The following is a 17,566-nucleotide window of genomic DNA, read 5'->3' as shown; positions in this document are numbered from 1 at the left end:
TTTGCGCAAAATGGCTTGGCCTATTTCACTCATTTATGGCAGTGTGGTCCGTGTTAGAAATTGGCTTTATGATGTCCACTTTTTCAACTCCCGATCATTTGGTACTCCAACTTTGTGTGTGGGGAACCTAAGTGTTGGTGGCACGGGAAAGACCCCGATGATCGAGTTTTTGATCTCAAGGTTGCAGGATACGAAAAGGTTGGCGGTCCTGAGTAGGGGGTATAAACGAAAATCAAAAGGGTTCCAAATGGCCAATGCGGATTCAACGGTTGAATCAATCGGTGACGAACCTCTTCAAATACACAAAAAGTTCCCTAATGTAACGGTTGCGGTTGATGGGAATAGGTGCAATGGAATGGCATCTTTGGAAAAGCTTATAAAACCGGATTTGGTTCTTTTGGATGATGCTTTTCAGCATCGTAGGGTCACCCCGACTTTTTCCATCCTCTTGACCACCTATGCCAACCCAATATTCAAGGATTGGTATTTGCCAACTGGAAGTCTTAGGGATTCAAAATATGCAGCGGGTAGGGCAGAGGTGATCATTGTGACAAAATGTCCCCATATTTTGGACAAAAAAGAGATGGACTGGTTTGCAACGCGATTGCAAAAGCGGAAAAACCAAACCATATTGTTCGCTACGCTACGGTACGATCCTGTACTTTATGGCAAGGAATCAAGTATTAAGCTTAGTGATCTAAAGGATATGGAATTCACTTTGGTGACCGGAATTGCAACTCCCGACCCTTTGGTAAATCACCTTAAGGAAAACGATCTGGTGTTTGAACATCTTGAATTTAATGACCACCATTCTTTTAGTTCTTTGGAAATTGATAGGTTGTCCAAGAAGGGTTTGATCGTTACCACGGAAAAGGACTATACGAGATTGGAGGGAAAAATGGAAAACCTATATTTTGTTAGGATTGAACATCATTTCCTTGATCAAGGGGAAAAAAGGCTCATGCAACTCATAGATTCCGAGCTTACACTTTATCGCTAAGATTGGTTTTAAAAACGTTTTCACCTATTTTTTGATAAAAGACTTCCGGTTTAAAAGGTTTGGTCACCACGGCGTTACAACCTGCAGCATAAAATTCGTCCAAACTGTCTTCCATGGAAATTGCAGTAAGCGCAATAATTGGAATATCCGGATTGAATTTCCTGATTTGAACGGTTGCCTCGGTACCACTTATTCCCGGCATGTGGATATCCATTAAGATACAGGCATATTCGTTGTTCTTGGCCGCATCAATGGCTTCGTTACCATTGTTGGCAATATCACAGGTAATTCCTTTTTTGGCCAACATCTTCTTGGTAATGACCTGGTTTATTTTGTTGTCCTCAACAACCAATATATGTAATCCTTCAAACTCAAAATCCTCAACGGTCAGTTCAAAAGGAATCTCATCCAGGGAAGCGGTCTCGTCCACTTTTAGATCCAATTCAAAATAAAACGTGCTTCCTTCGCCAAGTTTACTTTTTAAGTGAATGCTACTTTTAAAGAGCCCCAAAAGACTTTTTACAATGGTCAGTCCTAGACCAGTGCCCCCATATTCGCGATTTATTTGTATGGAGCCCTGTTCAAAACTGTCAAAAATGTTTTTCTGCTGCTGTTCGGATATGCCTATTCCGTTATCGGAAACTTCAAAATGTATTGTGGCATTGTCCTCACTTCTCTCCTTTAATCTTGCCAGGACGCTCACTTGCCCCCCTTTGGTAAATTTTAGTGCATTGCCGACCAGATTCATGAAAACCTGGGAAATCTTTAGGGGGTCGCCCAAAAGGTTTAAAGGGATATTATTGTCATAATCCAGCACTACCTTAATATCATTTTCCTTGGCATTTTGCTGTAAAGAGTCAATAACGTCGGTAAGTACTTTTTTAAGTTTGAATTCAATATTCAAAGGTTCCAGTTTATCAGCGTCGATTTTATTGATCTGCAATATGTCGTTGATGAAATTCAGCAGGTAGTCTCCGGAGAACTTAAGGGATTTTAAGTGCTCTTTTTGATGTTCTGCGGGGTTTTCATCCAACAAAAGATGGGTTAGGCCGGTCACTGCGTAAAGTGGCGTTCTCAACTCGTGGGTAACGGTGGAGAGAAAGTTACTTTTGGCTTCCATGGCGGATACTGCTGCATCCCTGGCCTGCTCCAACTCCGTATTTTTGGTTTGGAGGAGGTCATTGGTCTTGAGTTTTATTTGATTGTTTCTATACAGGGAAACTGCCAAAATGGAAATAATGGTCAAAAACGCAGAGGTCAGGATTGCCGTGATTTCCGAACGGTTGGCCGAAGCACTGAGCTCCTCATTTTTTGCCTGTAGGTCGCCTATGGTCTTGGATTGTTGATCGAACCTTATTTTATTGGCCGTTTTTGCTTCCAACTTTACCTTTTCGATACCGAATAGGGAATCCTTGATCTGTGTTAGGTTTTTGTTGTAACCGAGGGATTTTTCATAATCCCCTATTTTTTCATAAGTCCGGGCAAGAAAATCATTGGCCGTTAAAACCTCTCGAAAGAAACTGTTCTGTTGGGCCAATTGTAGGGCAGATTCGGCATGTTTGGCACTGTCGCCATATTTACCCTGTTTGTCATACATGGTAGCGAGACCTAAATTCGCCAGAGTGGCCAGATATGCCCTTTCAAATTCATCCGAGTTGACCAAAAGCGCATAATAGTTGGTAGAGGCGTTGTCGAATTTTTCAATATTCAAAAAGATATTGGCTTCGGCAAGAAGCATATTGTTGAGAAGATTCTTGTCATTGGTCAATTTTTTGGCTTCGTCCAGAAGGCTCAATGCCTGGAAGTTGTTTCCGGAGCGATATAAGAGTGTACCATCAATAAACTTATGGACCGCTTCGCCATAAGGATATTCGATATCCTTTAATAAAACTCCTGCCCGGTCCCAATAAAAAATGGTGGTTTCCCTATTGTCCAATTCCAAGTAAAGAAGTGCCATTTTGTGGAAAGTGTCCAACAGGGCTTTAATGTCCTCCTTTTCTTCAGATAGCTTTGCCGCTTTGTCCAAAGCCTCCATGGCCATGGAAATCTTGTTCTGATGCCTAAATGTCAATGCTTGCCCATAATAGTATTCCAAGGAGTCCTTAGAACCAATACTTCCCTGTGCCATTATCCAAGGTGCGGACAAAAGCATTACGAAAACATACACAGAGATAATACTGGTCTTGTGAAAATGCTTCAACATTAAACGTATTTGTTCCTTATAAGCAATGATATTATATCAATTAATCTTGAACAGTATCCAGTTTCATTGTCGTACCATCCTATGACTTTTACCATTTTACCAATTACGGAAGTCATCTGGGAATCAAACGTACAAGAATAGCAACTATTGTTTATATCAACGGAAACTATGGGTTCTTCACAATAGAAAAGTACGTTTTTTAGGTCACTTTGTGAAATTTGGCTAAAAGCATGGTTGATTTCCGAAATTGAGATTTCCCTTTGAACATTGAAAGTAATGTCTGTCAACGAACCATTGGGAACGGGAACCCGAATACCACAACCTCCTATTACATTGGATAAATCCGGAAATATTTTGGTCAGTGCCTTGGCCGCTCCGGTGGTGGTGGGTATTATGGACTGACTGGCCGCCCGGGCCCTGCGTAAATCCTTATGCGGTTGGTCATGTAAACTCTGATCCGAGGTGTATGAATGTACAGTGGTGATATACGCTTGATCAATACCACATAGTTCTTTGATCACTTTGATCATGGGTGCGGCATTGTTCGTAGTACATGAAGCATTGGAAATTATGGAATCCTCCGATTCCAATAGGTGCTCATTTACGCCATAAACGATCATTTTTATGGAATCGTCCAAAGGCGGCACGGACAGTATAACCTTTTTTGCCCCGTTCTTGAGATGAAATTCCAACTCCTCCCTTGTTTTAAATTTCCCGGACGCCTCCACAACAATATCAACATCATGATCGGACCAGGGGATTTCCCTGGGGTGGGTACCGTTGAGTACGGGGATAGGGTTTCCCTGGAACAAAATGGAATTGCCCACTGGCTTGATTTCCGAAGAAAAAATGCCATGGATGCTATCGTACTTCAGCAAGTGGGAAAGCGTATGGGCGTCGGCAATGTCATTAATGACCACAACTTGTATCTGTGGATGATTTGCCAAAAGGCGGAATAAGGTCCTGCCAATCCTTCCAAAACCATTAATGCCAATGTTGACCTTCTTCATAGGCGGTCATTGAGAATGGGAAAAATTAATGGATGTGTTTGTGCGCTTTGTAGGAAGAGCGTACCAAAGCACCGCTTTCTACGTGTCTAAAGCCCATTTTCAATCCAATTTCCCTATATTTTTGGAATTGCTCCGGAAGAATGAATTCTTTAACGGGCAAGTGCTTTTTTGAAGGTTGAAGGTATTGCCCTATTGTGACGATATCCACATTTGCCTTTCGCAGATCTTCCATGGTTTCCAGAACCTCTTCCTCCATTTCCCCCAATCCCAGCATGATACCGGATTTGGTGCGTTTTGCCCCGTGTTCCTTCAGGTATTTGAGGACATCAAGACTTCTTTCATATTTTGCCTGGATGCGAACTTCACGGGTCAATCGTTTTACCGTTTCCATATTATGGGAAATCACCTCTGGTGCTACGTCCAAAATTCGATCTAAATGGGTTTTTATTCCTTGGAAATCGGGAATTAAGGTCTCCAGTGTGGTTTCGGGGTTCATCCTTCGGACGGCTTTTACCGTCTCCGACCAAATAATGGAACCCATATCCTTAAGATCATCCCGGTCCACGGAGGTAAGTACGGCATGTTTAATTTGCATGATCTTTATGGAACGGGCCACTTTTTCCGGTTCTTCCCAATCCACACTTTCCGGTCTTCCCGTCTTTACCCCACAAAAACCACAGGAACGCGTACAGATGTTCCCCAGAATCATAAAAGTGGCCGTACCCTCACCCCAGCATTCGCCCATGTTGGGACAACTGCCCGAAGTGCATATGGTATGGAGGTCATATTTATCCACCAAACCCCTCAACTGGGTATATTTTTTACCTGTTGGAAGCTTTACCCTTAGCCATTTTGGCTTGCTTTTACTCTGGGGAATAACATGTTCGGCTACGGCTTGAGACATAACATTTTTTTAGCTTACAAATATACAAAATGGTATTCTTAGGTCAGTTTTCCCGATGCTTCTTATTGGCGATGATGGCCGCCAGGAGTTTCTTGGCCCTTAAAAGCTTTACTTTAACATTGTTTATGGGCTCTCCCAGTTCATTGGCGATTTCCGCATAGGTCATTTCATTGAAATAACGCAGGTTAATGACCTTTTGGTAGTTGGGCTTTAACTTTTTGATGTCCGAGAGCAGGGAGGCTAAATTTTGCTCTATGATCAATGCATCTTCCACAGTAGGGGTTTCATCCAGAACCGAATTGATTTCTTCAGATTTATGCAATTCCTTGCCATCCAGAATATTTCTCTTTCTTTTTCGGATTAAATCGACATGAATGTTTTTTGAAATGGTAATGAGCCAAGTGCTGAATTCATAGGTATCGTCATAGGTATGTATCTTATCAAAGGCCTTGGCAAAGGTCTGTATTGAAATATCCTCGGCATCATTTTCGTTTTTGGTCCTCAATAACTGAAATCCATAAACATCGTTCCAAAAGCGGTCCAAAAGTTGGCTAAAGGCAATCTGGTTGCCCGATTTTGCCTTGGCAATGGTTTCTAGTAAATCAACCGGTTTGTTCAAATGAATTGTGACTTACATCCAAGATTTTAGTTTTGAACGACTGTGTCCTTTTTGCAGTCCTGTTCGTCTGGAAGCTTTCCGCAAAAACCGCATGCTTCCCCTTCTTTGTTAAGGAAAGGGCTTTGGCTCGCACAGGTACCCGCGAACCTTCCGTCCCTTTTTGACCATATCTTTATAGCTATCCCAGAAAATGCCAGGGCCAATAGCCCCACGGTAAGCAGTACTAATTTCATCGCTAAAATTTGGACAAAGGTACAAAACGACCAAAGAAGTGCGTAGGTAATTAAGACTTCTTTAGCCTATCAATACGTGATATTGGCCACAATATTTTTAACAGTAGGGGTGTCGTTACCGCCCTTGGGTTCAATGGTTATATATCCAATAGCTTTATCCGCATAGGGAAGTGCCAATAACTTTTCCTTGTTCTCAAAGTTTTTGATAACCCCAAGGTTGACCAACTCCCCGTTCACCTCGGCCCACATTTGGAAGCATTGATCCTCTGGCAGTTGCGGTAAATTGCTAACATTGATATAGGAAAGCTTTTTTACGGGATTTATGTAGGTTATTGCCTTTAATTCCTTTGCTTTTTTGTTCCCATTGACCGTAAACTTTTTGGTATTGGGGTTGTTGAGCACAATATATTGGTTTCTTAAGTCCTCCAACTGCACCTTCATATCCATCTCCAAATCCTTTATTTTATTGTTCACAATGGAGTTTCTCTCCTGAAGGTCCAGATTTTGGTTATAGAAGAAATAGGACGAACCGGCAAAAATCAATGCAGCGATACTTGCGGCGATGGCATATCTATAAAACTTACTGCCCTTGCGTTTTTCTTGACGTATTTTACCTAAAATAAGCTCTTTTAGGCCCTCAGGGGCCTTTAGGGCGTGCAATTTTGCAAAAGATTCCAAGTTTTCCTGCAACTCATTATAGGAATCCCGGACCTCGGGATACATGGCTATGTAACGCTCCACCTGAAGTGTTTCCTCCGTGGAAGTGTCCCCAAGTAGATATTTCTCCAAAAGGTCACTATCTAAAAATATGCGTATTTTTTCCTTCATACCATTAAATTTAAAGCCAGCAGTAGCGCAATCGTTCCATAAATCTTTCGCATTTCGCGAAGTCCTATCTTAAGTCTCGATTTTATGGTCCCCAAAGGAATGTCCAACTCGTCACTGGCCTCTTGTTGGGTCATACCCTCAAAAAAAAGGGCCTCCAGGACAATCCTATATTTAGGTTCCAGCCTGCCCAAGTTTTTCTTTACGTCTATAAACTCTGGCCTAATGCTCTGCTCACCTAGATTATATACGTCAGAAACATCCATTTGGATTTCCTTATCGGATTTTGTGTTGATGCTTCTTAATTTATCAATCGCCGTATTTCTGGTGATTCGAAATAGCCATGTGAACAATTTGGCCTTGGTGGAATCATACGAATCCGACTTTTTCCAAATCTTTACAAAGCTTTCCTGAACTACATCCTGTGCCAAATCTTCGTCCTTTACCACTTTATAGGCAACTCCATAAAGGGTGTCCGCATAATTGTCATAGAGCAGGGAAATGGCCTTTTCATTCCGTTCCTGCAGTAATTCCACAATATGTTTTTCAAGTAGTGTGCTCATAATTTGGATGTCAGTCCAGGGAAAATGTTATTGGAAAAATCCAAATCATCATTTTGTCCGTATATCCAATAACGCTAAAGTATAAAATTGATTATAACGGAAGCCTTCAAGATTGAAGTTAAGTTTACAACATAAATAAGTTTGGTTAGTTTGGTTTGGTATAACCCCGGTTTTCAACTTTGAGACCGGGGTTATTTTATGATATTCACTTCTGGAAATAACCGTATACCAAATTTTGTTGCCACGGTTTTTTGAACTTTTTCGGCCAGCTCCAGAATTTCCACTCCTCTGGCATTTCCATAGTTTACCAATACCAAAGCCTGTTTTTCATGAACTCCTGCGTCACCAAAGCGTTTTCCTTTAAATCCACATTGCTCAATGAGCCAACCTGTAGGGATTTTGTAGGTGTCGTCATCCATTTTATAGAATGGGACATTTGGATGTTTTTTTTGAAGCTTTTCAAAGGTCTTTTTTGAAACTACAGGGTTTTTGAAGAAACTTCCACTATTTCCTATTTCTTTGGGATCTGGAAGCTTTTTGCTGCGTATGGAAACCACTGCGTTGGAAATGTCCCTAATGGTCGGTGTTACTACGTTCATTTGTTTAAGCTCATCCTCAATGGCACCATAAAAGGTATGCAACTTATGATTTGCCTTGGTCAATTTTAACATGACCGAAGTAATGATGTACTTCCCTTTTGCCTTGTTTTTAAAGATGGAATCGCGATACCCAAACTGGCAATCCTCTTTGGAAAACGCCTGCAGTTCCTGATTTTGAACGTTCATGGCCTCGCATCCTACGAACACGTCCTTTAATTCCACGCCATAAGCGCCTATGTTCTGGATTGGTGCGGTACCCGTATTGCCCGGAATCAATGACAGGTTTTCCAGGCCTCCATAGTCATGGTCCAAGGTCCAAAGGACCAGATCGTGCCAATTTTCGCCTGCCATTATTTTTATGGTTACCGTTTCCTGGTCCTCTTCAACAATACGTATCCCTTTAAGATTGATATGCATGACAAGTGCCTCAATGTCCTTGGTGAGCAACATATTGCTACCACCGCTAATGATAAATTTGTCGGGATAGGCAGAAAGTTGCAGAAGTCTTTGAAGTTGTGCCAAACCAGTGACTTCCACAAAATGTTTGGCAATAACATCAATACCAAAAGTATTGTAGGGTTTAAGTGAAATATTGTCTTTAATTTCCACTTTCAGCGTATTGTTTCAAGCCTTCCTTAAGAATATGTACAGCACGTTTTAGGACTTCGTTTTTCAATACGTAGGCAATTCTAATCTGATTTTTTCCAAGTTCCGGGGTAGCATAAAAACCTCCGGCCGGGGCCACCATGACGGTTTCCCCCTCAATTTCAAATTCTTCCAGAAGCCATTGGGCAAAATGGTCGGCATCCGCTATGGGAAGCTCGGCAACACAGTAAAAGGCACCGCTGGGCCTGGCTATTTTTATGCCAGCTATCTTTTCCAGTTCGGAGACCAGGACATCCCTTCTGGAAACGTATTCCTGTTTTACCTCATCGAAATAGGACTGGGGGGTGCCCAAGGCGGCCTCACTGGCAATTTGTGCCAGGGTGGGAGGGGACAGTCTTGCTTGGGCAAACTTCAGCACGGATTCAATGACCGATGGATTTTTTGAAACGACACAACCAATACGTGCCCCACACATGCTATACCTTTTTGAGACGGAATCCACCACTATGGCATGTTGTTCCAATCCTGGTTCCCTAAGTATGGAATGGTGCTGTTTATCATCATAAGCGAATTCCCGATATACTTCGTCGGCAACCAAAAACAAATCATGTTTTTTGACCAATTTAGCCAATTGTGCTATTTCATGATGGGTATAAAGATATCCCGTTGGATTTCCTGGATTACAAATTAGAATGGCCTTGGTGCGTGGCGTAATACTCTTTTCGAATTCTGAAATGGGCGGAAGCGCAAAATTGGATGCTATTGAAGAAGCGATGGGAACTACATTCACCCCATTTGCCTGGGCAAAACCATTATAATTGGCGTAGAAAGGTTCTGGAATTATGATTTCATCCCCATTGTCCAAAATGGTTCCCATGGTAAAGGACAGTGCTTCTGAACCACCTGTGGTCACAATAATTTCGGAAGCGGATATGTGGATTCCGTGTTTGGCATAATAGTCGGCAATTTTATCACGGTATGCTTCCGAACCCTCCGTACGGCTATAGGCCAATACCTCTATATCCATATTCTTAACCGCGTCCAAGGCTGCTCTTGGGGTTTTGATGTCCGGTTGTCCAATGTTTAAATGGATTACCTTAATGCCCCTTTTTTTGGCTGCTTCAGCATAGGGAACCAGCTTTCTTATGGGCGATGCGGGCATGTTTTGACCTTTCGAGGAAATCTTTGGCATGGAAACTATTTTTGACAAAAATGGTGAAAGTAGCCATAGAAAACAACCCAACCAATGGGTAATCTACCTCTAAAGCGAATGTTAAACTGATGGGATTCACACGAATTATTCACTATCTTTAAGAAAGTCAATCATCTCTAAACTAACAGTTTGAATAAACAGATACGATATTTGCTCCTTCTTGCCCTTGCGATTTCCTCGTTTGGTTTTGGCCAACGTTTCCATATCACGAACAAAAAAAAGTTTGAAAAAGTAAAGTTTGAATTGATCAATAACCTGATGGTGGTCCCAGTGGAATTGAACGGTTCAAAACTGAAATTCATTTTGGATACGGGGGTCAGCAGTCCCATTCTTTTCAACCTTACCTCCCAAGATTCCATACAGGTCAACCAAGTTTCCCAAATCTTGTTGAGGGGCTTGGGTGATGGGGAACCTATCGAAGCCCTTAAGTCCACTAGAAATAAGTTTAAAGTCGGTGGTGCCGTCTCCCATAATCAAATGCTCTATGTGGTGCTTGACAAGGATTTGAATTTTTCGACCTCATTGGGCATTCCCATCCACGGTATTATTGGGTACGATGTTTTTAAGGATTTCGTGGTTGAGGTCAATTATGCAAAACGACATTTGAAGTTGTACAATCCTGAGGATTACCAATACAAGGACTCCAAAAAAATTGAAACCATCCCATTGATAGTAGATGGAAAAAAAGCATTTGTAGATGGCGCAATAACACGTGAGGATGATACCGAAATACCTGTAAAATTATTGGTGGACACCGGAAGTAGTGATGCCCTTTGGTTGTTCCATGATCCCGAAAAAGGGTTGGAAATTCCCAATCAGAATTATGAGGATTTTCTGGGCAAGGGATTAAATGGTAATATTTTTGGAAAGCGTACCAAACTTAAAGGTATGCGTATTGGTAGCTTTCAGTTCAATGAAGCCAAGGTGGCCTTCCCTTATAAGGAGTCTTTTTATGCCATTAAGAATTTAGGGAACAGAAACGGTAGTGTTGGTGGAGAGGTCCTAAAGCGCTTCAACATTATATTTGATTATCCCAACAATAAGTTGTCCCTGAGCAAAAATTCCAATTTCAATGCGCCTTTTCAGTACAATCTGGCAGGGATAGACCTCCAGCATAATGGCGTACGTTATATCTCGGAAAGTATTACCGATCCCAGGGGTGTGGTCAAAACCGAACATAGTAAGAATTCACTTGGAAACGTACAGATCATTCTTGGAAACAGCACACGATTAAGCCTGGTTCCCGAAATCGTGGTCTCCAGTATTCGCGCAGGGAGTCCTGCGGCGGAAGCGGGATTAAAGGAAGGTGATGTTATTTTGGCCGTAAACGGTAAAAGAATACACAACTATAAGCTCCAGGAAATACTGCAAATGTTGAACCAACGGGAAGGAAAAAGGGTACGTGTACTTATTGAACGTTACAATAGGGATATTCTTTACTCCTTTGTATTGAAAGATCTGTTCAAAACAAAAAAGCCCTGATAATCAAATCAAGGCTTTTTTAAAGTCAATTTGTTAAGGAAACTATTTCGCCCCTTCGGATTTAACGGTCCCTTTTATTTTTAAAACTTTTGTTGGCGTATCCGCGTTGGAAATTACGGTTATCGCTTTGCGGATGGGGCCTACACGATTGGTATCATATTTAACTTGAATCTCCCCGGTTTTTCCTGGCATAATAGGTTCTTCGGGTTTTTTGGGAATGGTACATCCACAGCTGGACTTCACATCGCTAATGACCAACGGGGCATCACCGTTGTTGGTAAATTCAAACACGCGGACACCATCACTTCCTTTTTCAATTTCGCCGTAGTCAATGGTTTCGTTCTTGAATTCAATCTTCGCTGTCTTTTCTTGGGCACTAAGGCTTAAGGTAAAGAGCCCTACAAACAATAAAAGTATTCCTCTTTTCATTTTTTTAGTATTTGGGTAAGTTCAAAAGTAGGTCATTTCAACCTAGATCCAAAATTCTTTTTGTAATGTAATAACGTTACTTATTTTTGTTTCGTATTCATTGGGTTGGTAATTCATGAAAGCTTAATACAATATGAATCAATGGCTTTCGAAAATATACCAATCCTTTCTTGTTTTGACAAAAACCATACCACTATATGGAGATACCATCCAAATACGAGCCCAAAAAAGTTGAGGAACATTGGTGCCAATACTGGGAAAAAAACGATTTTTTCACCTCAAAACCGGATGATAGGGAACCCTACACCATTGTAATTCCCCCTCCCAATGTTACCGGGGTACTCCATATGGGGCACATGTTGAACAATACCATTCAAGATGTTTTAATACGGAAAGCCCGATTGGAAGGAAAGAATGCCTGTTGGGTACCTGGTATGGACCATGCTTCCATAGCTACGGAAGCAAAGGTAGTTGCAAAACTTAAGGAAGAAGGGATTTCCAAGGCCGAAATTTCAAGGGAAACGTTCATAAAGCATGCTTGGGACTGGACCGATCAATATGGAGGGGTCATTTTAAAGCAACTTCGAAAGTTAGGTGCTTCCTGTGATTGGAAACGTACAAAATTTACAATGGACGACGACATGTCGGCCTCCGTCATCAAGGTTTTTGTGGATTTGTACAATAAAGATCTGATTTACAAGGGAAATCGAATGGTCAACTGGGATCCCGAAGCAAAAACCACCCTTTCGGATGAAGAGGTCATTTATGAGGAACGGCAAGGGCATCTGTATTACATCACCTATCCTATTGAAGGCTCGGACCAAAAAGTAACCATTGCGACCACCCGGCCGGAAACCATTTTGGGGGATACGGCCATTTGTATCCATCCCAATGACGAGAGATACCATCACCTTAAAGGCAAAAACGCCATTGTGCCCATTTGCAATCGTGTAATTCCAATCATCACGGATGAATACGTTGACTTGGAATTTGGAACGGGCTGTTTAAAAGTTACTCCTGCCCATGATGAAAACGATAAGAATCTTGGCGAGAAACATGGCCTGGAAATCATAGATATCTTTAATGATGACGCCACTTTAAATTCCTATGGGCTGCATTATGAAGGTAAAGATCGATTTGTGGTCCGAAAAGAAATTACCAAAGAATTGGAAGAAAAGGGCTTTTTGGTCAAAACTGAGCCGTATACCAATAAGGTGGGCACTTCTGAACGAACAAAAGCGGTTATAGAACCTCGACTTTCCGATCAATGGTTTTTGAAGATGGAAGATTTGGCCAAGCCTGCCTTGAAAGCTGTGATGGAAACTGGCGAGGTTAAACTCTTCCCCGATAAATTTAAAAACACCTATCGTCACTGGATGGAGAACATTAGGGATTGGAACATCTCCCGTCAGTTATGGTGGGGACAGCAGATTCCAGCCTATTATTATGGCGATGGACAAAACGATTTTGTCGTTGCGGAGACAAAGGCGCGGGCTTTTGAGCTTGCCAAATCCAAAAGACCGGATATCCAGGAATCCGATTTGAAACAGGACCCGGACGTCCTGGATACTTGGTTTTCATCGTGGTTGTGGCCTATCAGTGTTTTTGGGGGCATTTTGGAACCGGACAATCCCGAAGTGAATTACTACTATCCTACCAATGATTTGGTCACTGCCCCGGATATCCTGTTTTTCTGGGTAGCGCGAATGATTGTGGCAGGATACGAATTTAGAGGGGAACGCCCGTATGAAAATGTCTATTTAACGGGATTGGTCAGGGACAAACAACGCCGAAAAATGTCCAAATCCTTGGGAAATTCACCAGATGCCCTACAATTGATTGAAAATTTTGGTGCAGATGGTGTTCGTGTAGGACTTTTGTTGAGTTCTGCCGCAGGTAATGATTTGTTATTTGATGAAAATCTTTGCCAGCAAGGGGCCAATTTCGCCAATAAAATCTGGAATGCCTTCAGATTGGTCAAAGGGTGGGAAGTGGCCGATATGGACCAGCCCCAGGCAGCTAAAATAGGTTTGAAGTGGTATACCGCACGTTTTCAGCAAGTATTGGCCGAAGTTGAAGACCATTTTGGCAAGTATCGTATTTCAGATGCCCTAATGTCCATGTACAAACTTGTTTGGGAGGATTTCTGCTCTTGGCTATTGGAAATTGTTAAACCAGCCTACCAACAGCCTATTGATAGGAAGACCCTGGACATGGTCATTGCACTTTTTGAGCAGAACCTAAAGTTGTTGCACCCATTCATGCCATTTTTGACGGAAGAAGTATGGCAACATATGAAGGAGCGCAGTGTTGAAGAGGCCCTTTGTATTGCGGATTGGCCAAAGAAACTCGAATCCGATAAAAAGATCATTGAACAATTTGATTATGCCAAAGAAGTAATCGTAGGTATACGAACCATTCGCAAGGAAAAAAATATTCCCAATAAAGATGCCCTGAAATTGATGGAACTGACAACTTCGGATACTTCCGGAAAACTGGATGCCATCGTTAGAAAACTGGGAAATATTGAAGAAATTGAAACTGTGGGCCACACTGTGGATGGTGCTTTGAGCTTTCGGGTAAGAAGTAACGAGTACTTCATACCCATTTCCGGGGCCATTGATGTAGAAGCGGAGATTCAAAAGATCAATGAAGAGCTTAAGTATACCCGTGGATTTTTACAATCGGTTCAAAAAAAGCTTTCCAATAAGCGTTTTGTGGACAACGCCCCTCCACAAGTGGTGGAACTGGAACGTAAAAAAGCCGCCGATGCTACGGCCAAAATAAGCACTTTGGAGAAGAGTTTGGCAAGTTTATCTTGAGCCAACCAAAAGGTTAGGGGCAAATACGTCCAAAAACGGTCAAATAATGCTATTTTAGGGAACAGCTAATTCTTCTAAAATGAAATTGACCTTTACCTTTTACTTCCTTTTTTTCATGGGTTTAATGCACGCCCAACGGGATTTTAGCAAAGTTGAGATTACTTCGGAAAAACTCTCGGACAATATCCATGTGCTCTTTGGTTCCGGTGGCAATATCGGTTTGGCCATTGGGGAAGCGCATGCCTATGTCATTGATGATCAATTTGGCCCGTTGACCGATAAAATCCTTGCCCATATCAAAAGCATCACGGCGAAACCTGTAAAATTTGTGCTAAATACCCATTGGCATGGAGATCATACGGGAGGTAATGGAAATATGGCCAAGCAGGGGGCATTGATCATTGCCCATGACAATGTTCGAAAACGGATGTCCTCCAAACAAGATAGGGGGGGTGGACGTATTTCGGAACCCTCACCGGAAGATGCCCTTCCGGTTATCACCTTTAACGATAAAATGACGCTCCATTTGGGGAATGGGAAAACCATGTATGCCATGCACGTCAACGATGCCCACACCGATGGGGACTCCTATTATTATTTCCCGGAAGATAATGTACTGCACATGGGAGACAACTTTTTTGAAGGTCGCTATCCCTATATCGATTTAAATTCCGGTGGTGATATTGACGGCCTGATCAGTAATGTGAGTATGGTATTGGGAATGGTGGACGAGGAAACCAAAATTATTCCAGGGCATGGAAAAGTGGCCGGTAAGAATGATTTGGAAAGCTATAAAAATGTGTTGACCGCTTTGAGGGAGCGGATAATAAAAGCACGAAATGATGGAAATTCCTTGGAAGAGACCCAAAAAATGGGTCTTTCAAAGGAATGGGACGCCACCCATGGAACTGGATTCATTGGTCCGGATAGGATTGTGGAGTTTATCTATAAATCGGCGGATTAATAGGTATATGGGGCAATTGGCACATTTGATTCAAGGAAGTCCTATTCACTTTTAAACCCCAGGATTCCTTTTCAACCAATTTCTTGTCTTATTTTGTATAAGGTATTGCTTCATTTGTGGCATCAATGGGAAACATTGTTGCTATGAAGAAGCGGGTAAGTGTCAACATAATGGCCTTACCCGTTTTTAAAGAATTGATACAGTGCGGACACAGGTAAAGCTCAAAATAGTTTTGTATGGATTGATGGCAATTGTCTTCTTGTGCGCTGTCTATGTCTATTATGAAATCCAAAAGCCTGCCCAAGTTCAAGTTTCCACTTTGGAAAAGGCAACCATACTCAACACCGATGATTTAATAGGAATGTTTCAAAGCGACGAAAGTTACGCCACCGCTACACTAGTGGAAAAAGTAATTGAAGTCAAAGGAGTAATCCAAGGGATTTCCTTTCTGAACAATAGGCATACCATACTACTAAAAAGTAAAAATTCAACCAAAAGTTTTGTTATGTGTGACATGTCCCCCCAAGGGTTATATATAGAAAACCTTGCCGTTGGGGATACCATAACCTTGAGGGGTATCTGTAAGGGATACCTGCTAGATGTAATAATGTTAAATTGCGTACCGATCAATGAAAAACCAAAAGAATAGCACACTGGTTCTCATTTTATTGCTGCATTTGGGCCTATACGGTCAGTATAGCGGCAACCTTATATGCAGACAGGGAAAGGTCTCCTTCTTTTCGTATACGGCCGTTGAAAATATAGAAGCGACCAACAATCAAGTTGTCAGCATTGTGGATGAAAACAGTGGGGAAATTGCTGTGCAAATGCTTATGCGCGCCTTTGTATTTAAAAAGGCCCTAATGGAAGAGCATTTCAATGAGAGCTATGTGGAATCCGATACCTATCCAAAACTGACATTTTCAGGAAAAATCAATGACTTTGATGGCGTTTGGGAGACGACCGCCCCTAAATTTGTGGATGGTATTATGGATTTTCATGGTGTCCAGAAAACGATCGCGCTAAAGATCAGTATTGAAAATGAAAACAATAACTTGGTACTTTCCGGTGATTTCAATGTTTCCATAGATGATTTCGACATTAAAGTACCACCGTTGTTGGTCCCGAATATTTCCAAAGAGATACAAGTTATGTTCCGATTTGAATATGTGCCCTATGAAGAGTAAACCATTGTTTTTAGTACCCTTTTGTCTGACATTCTTTTTTATGGTTGGGGTCAATGGCCAGGAATTATTGGATATTTTGGAAAAGGAATCCCCCAAAATGCCCATATATACCCAAGCGATTTTTAAAACCAACAGGGTGGTCCTGACACAGTCCGTGGAAACACGTAAAAAGGGCACCTTGGAATTCATCTTGGGTACCAGATATTGGAATATCCCCAATAACGATAACAGCCAAAGTTTTGCTGCTGATAAGTTTTCTGGACATTTTGGCATGCAATATGCACTTTCGGATAGATTTACCTTTGGGGGGGGAATTACTTCCTATGATGGAATTTTGAATGGTTTTGCAAAGTACCGTCTGGTACGGCAACGACAAGATAAAAACGTTCCTATTGGAATTACCCTGGTACAGGGGGCCTCTTATTTCAGCAGGGATTTCCTTCGTTATAGTCTACCCCTAAATTCTTCGGAACGATTGTCCTATGTAACCCAGGCGATCATTGCCAGGAAATTTGATAGGAATTTTTCTTTTCAAGTATCACCTACCTACATACATTCGGGAAGTGGTCAACCGGTATCCGACCAGAAGGATTTGTTTCTTATGGGATTTGGGGCCAGGTACAAATTGGGTAACCATGTATCCTTGGCTTCGGAATATGGATATCTATTCGGAAGGAACGAGGGTGAGGAAGGTTTCAATTTGTTTTCTTTGGGAGTAAATTGGGAGGTTGGTGATTTGATCATGCAGTTTTCCATGTCAAACGCCAAAAGCTTTGATGACATTTCGAGCTATCTTTTCAATCCAAATAACTTTCACTTTCGGCCCGGGGGATTACATATTGGTGTCAATGCCACCTATGTGTTACACTTGAAAAAACGAAATCCCGAAAGCTTAAAAAAGTAAGGT

At 41.8% G+C, this 17,566-nt stretch carries 17 protein-coding genes; 7 read left to right on the top strand and 10 right to left on the bottom strand.

The window, feature by feature from the left end:
- The first annotated feature begins 10 nt into the window (after positions 1-10).
- Positions 11-1,000 carry a tetraacyldisaccharide 4'-kinase gene (gene lpxK, locus L0P88_RS02765; protein WP_247133115.1) on the top strand — a complete coding sequence of 330 codons (990 nt, stop codon included), beginning with the start codon at positions 11-13 and terminating at the stop codon, positions 998-1,000.
- Here the strand turns inward: lpxK and L0P88_RS02760 are convergent.
- The 9 genes from L0P88_RS02760 to L0P88_RS02720 form a co-directional block, all read right to left on the bottom strand.
- Positions 984-3,203, bottom strand: coding sequence for an ATP-binding protein (locus L0P88_RS02760; protein WP_247133114.1), 2,220 nt, complete (start codon positions 3,201-3,203; stop codon positions 984-986). The two genes, lpxK and L0P88_RS02760, sit on opposite strands and share 17 nt — an antisense overlap.
- Positions 3,203-4,213 carry a type I glyceraldehyde-3-phosphate dehydrogenase gene (gene gap / locus L0P88_RS02755; protein ID WP_247133113.1) on the bottom strand — a complete coding sequence of 337 codons (1,011 nt, stop codon included), beginning with the start codon at positions 4,211-4,213 and terminating at the stop codon, positions 3,203-3,205. Before gap ends, L0P88_RS02760 begins: the two co-directional genes overlap by 1 nt.
- Positions 4,214-4,238: 25 nt before the next feature.
- Entirely contained in the window at positions 4,239-5,117 is an 879-nt protein-coding gene (gene lipA / locus L0P88_RS02750; RefSeq protein WP_247133112.1) for a lipoyl synthase, read from the bottom strand.
- Positions 5,118-5,160: 43 nt separating this feature from the next.
- Complete coding sequence (locus tag L0P88_RS02745) at positions 5,161-5,736, bottom strand: RNA polymerase sigma factor (RefSeq protein ID WP_247133111.1); 576 nt, start codon at positions 5,734-5,736, stop codon at positions 5,161-5,163.
- A gap of 26 nt (positions 5,737-5,762) precedes the next feature.
- A complete protein-coding gene (locus L0P88_RS02740) occupies positions 5,763-5,969 on the bottom strand; it encodes a membrane or secreted protein (RefSeq protein WP_247133110.1) in 207 nt (68 codons plus the stop codon).
- A 69-nt stretch (positions 5,970-6,038) separates the two neighbouring features.
- On the bottom strand, positions 6,039-6,797 hold the full coding sequence (locus tag L0P88_RS02735) for an anti-sigma factor domain-containing protein (RefSeq protein WP_247133109.1): 759 nt from the start codon (positions 6,795-6,797) through the stop codon (positions 6,039-6,041).
- Positions 6,794-7,357: an RNA polymerase sigma factor gene (locus tag L0P88_RS02730; RefSeq protein ID WP_247133108.1), complete on the bottom strand. Its 564-nt coding sequence runs from the start codon at positions 7,355-7,357 to the stop codon at positions 6,794-6,796. Before L0P88_RS02730 ends, L0P88_RS02735 begins: the two co-directional genes overlap by 4 nt.
- 191 nt (positions 7,358-7,548) lie before the next feature.
- Positions 7,549-8,565 carry a UDP-N-acetylmuramate dehydrogenase gene (gene murB / locus L0P88_RS02725; RefSeq protein WP_247133107.1) on the bottom strand — a complete coding sequence of 339 codons (1,017 nt, stop codon included), beginning with the start codon at positions 8,563-8,565 and terminating at the stop codon, positions 7,549-7,551.
- Positions 8,555-9,754: a pyridoxal phosphate-dependent aminotransferase gene (locus tag L0P88_RS02720; RefSeq protein WP_247133106.1), complete on the bottom strand. Its 1,200-nt coding sequence runs from the start codon at positions 9,752-9,754 to the stop codon at positions 8,555-8,557. The genes murB and L0P88_RS02720 overlap by 11 nt, the downstream gene beginning before the upstream one ends.
- A gap of 150 nt (positions 9,755-9,904) precedes the next feature.
- On the opposite strand from L0P88_RS02720, the gene L0P88_RS02715 reads away from it, so the two are divergent.
- Entirely contained in the window at positions 9,905-11,257 is a 1,353-nt protein-coding gene (locus L0P88_RS02715) for an aspartyl protease family protein (RefSeq protein ID WP_247133105.1), read from the top strand.
- A 42-nt stretch (positions 11,258-11,299) separates the two neighbouring features.
- Here L0P88_RS02715 and L0P88_RS02710 read toward each other — a convergent pair whose 3' ends face one another.
- The gene (locus tag L0P88_RS02710; protein ID WP_247133104.1) at positions 11,300-11,686 is read right to left on the bottom strand and encodes a DUF1573 domain-containing protein; all 387 of its coding nucleotides are present in this window, start codon (positions 11,684-11,686) and stop codon (positions 11,300-11,302) included.
- Between the two features lie 197 nt (positions 11,687-11,883).
- On the opposite strand from L0P88_RS02710, the gene L0P88_RS02705 reads away from it, so the two are divergent.
- From L0P88_RS02705 to L0P88_RS02685, 5 genes are all read left to right on the top strand, one after another.
- Positions 11,884-14,508, top strand: a complete 2,625-nt coding sequence (locus L0P88_RS02705) for a valine--tRNA ligase (protein ID WP_247133103.1) — start codon at positions 11,884-11,886, stop codon at positions 14,506-14,508.
- A gap of 79 nt (positions 14,509-14,587) precedes the next feature.
- Positions 14,588-15,472 (top strand): MBL fold metallo-hydrolase, encoded by an 885-nt coding sequence (locus L0P88_RS02700; RefSeq protein WP_247133101.1) that lies wholly within the window; start codon positions 14,588-14,590, stop codon positions 15,470-15,472.
- Positions 15,473-15,674: 202 nt separating this feature from the next.
- Positions 15,675-16,121: an OB-fold putative lipoprotein gene (locus L0P88_RS02695; RefSeq protein WP_247133100.1), complete on the top strand. Its 447-nt coding sequence runs from the start codon at positions 15,675-15,677 to the stop codon at positions 16,119-16,121.
- Entirely contained in the window at positions 16,102-16,659 is a 558-nt protein-coding gene (locus L0P88_RS02690; RefSeq protein ID WP_247133099.1) for a YceI family protein, read from the top strand. Before L0P88_RS02695 ends, L0P88_RS02690 begins: the two co-directional genes overlap by 20 nt.
- Complete coding sequence (locus tag L0P88_RS02685) at positions 16,649-17,563, top strand: DUF5777 family beta-barrel protein (RefSeq protein ID WP_247133098.1); 915 nt, start codon at positions 16,649-16,651, stop codon at positions 17,561-17,563. The genes L0P88_RS02690 and L0P88_RS02685 overlap by 11 nt, the downstream gene beginning before the upstream one ends.
- Positions 17,564-17,566 lie beyond the last annotated feature (3 nt).

It is taken from the genome of Muricauda sp. SCSIO 64092, from assembly GCF_023016285.1.
Taxonomy (GTDB): Bacteria; Bacteroidota; Bacteroidia; order Flavobacteriales; family Flavobacteriaceae; genus Croceivirga.
Note: the sequence above shows the minus strand (reverse complement) of the source record. Positions and strands in the feature narration are given on the sequence as shown.

Excerpts from the sequence above, each read along its gene's own strand:
- lpxK (WP_247133115.1), top strand. The coding sequence starts at position 11 with ATGGCTTGGCCTATTTCACTCATTTATGGCAGTGTGGTCCGTGTTAGA.
- L0P88_RS02760 (WP_247133114.1), bottom strand. The coding sequence starts at position 3,203 with ATGTTGAAGCATTTTCACAAGACCAGTATTATCTCTGTGTATGTTTTC.
- gap (WP_247133113.1), bottom strand. The coding sequence starts at position 4,213 with ATGAAGAAGGTCAACATTGGCATTAATGGTTTTGGAAGGATTGGCAGG.
- lipA (WP_247133112.1), bottom strand. The coding sequence starts at position 5,117 with ATGTCTCAAGCCGTAGCCGAACATGTTATTCCCCAGAGTAAAAGCAAG.
- L0P88_RS02740 (WP_247133110.1), bottom strand. The coding sequence starts at position 5,969 with ATGAAATTAGTACTGCTTACCGTGGGGCTATTGGCCCTGGCATTTTCT.
- L0P88_RS02735 (WP_247133109.1), bottom strand. The coding sequence starts at position 6,797 with ATGAAGGAAAAAATACGCATATTTTTAGATAGTGACCTTTTGGAGAAA.
- L0P88_RS02730 (WP_247133108.1), bottom strand. The coding sequence starts at position 7,357 with ATGAGCACACTACTTGAAAAACATATTGTGGAATTACTGCAGGAACGG.
- L0P88_RS02720 (WP_247133106.1), bottom strand. The coding sequence starts at position 9,754 with ATGCCAAAGATTTCCTCGAAAGGTCAAAACATGCCCGCATCGCCCATA.
- L0P88_RS02710 (WP_247133104.1), bottom strand. The coding sequence starts at position 11,686 with ATGAAAAGAGGAATACTTTTATTGTTTGTAGGGCTCTTTACCTTAAGC.
- L0P88_RS02705 (WP_247133103.1), top strand. The coding sequence starts at position 11,884 with ATGGAGATACCATCCAAATACGAGCCCAAAAAAGTTGAGGAACATTGG.
- L0P88_RS02700 (WP_247133101.1), top strand. The coding sequence starts at position 14,588 with ATGAAATTGACCTTTACCTTTTACTTCCTTTTTTTCATGGGTTTAATG.
- L0P88_RS02690 (WP_247133099.1), top strand. The coding sequence starts at position 16,102 with ATGAAAAACCAAAAGAATAGCACACTGGTTCTCATTTTATTGCTGCAT.
- L0P88_RS02685 (WP_247133098.1), top strand. The coding sequence starts at position 16,649 with ATGAAGAGTAAACCATTGTTTTTAGTACCCTTTTGTCTGACATTCTTT.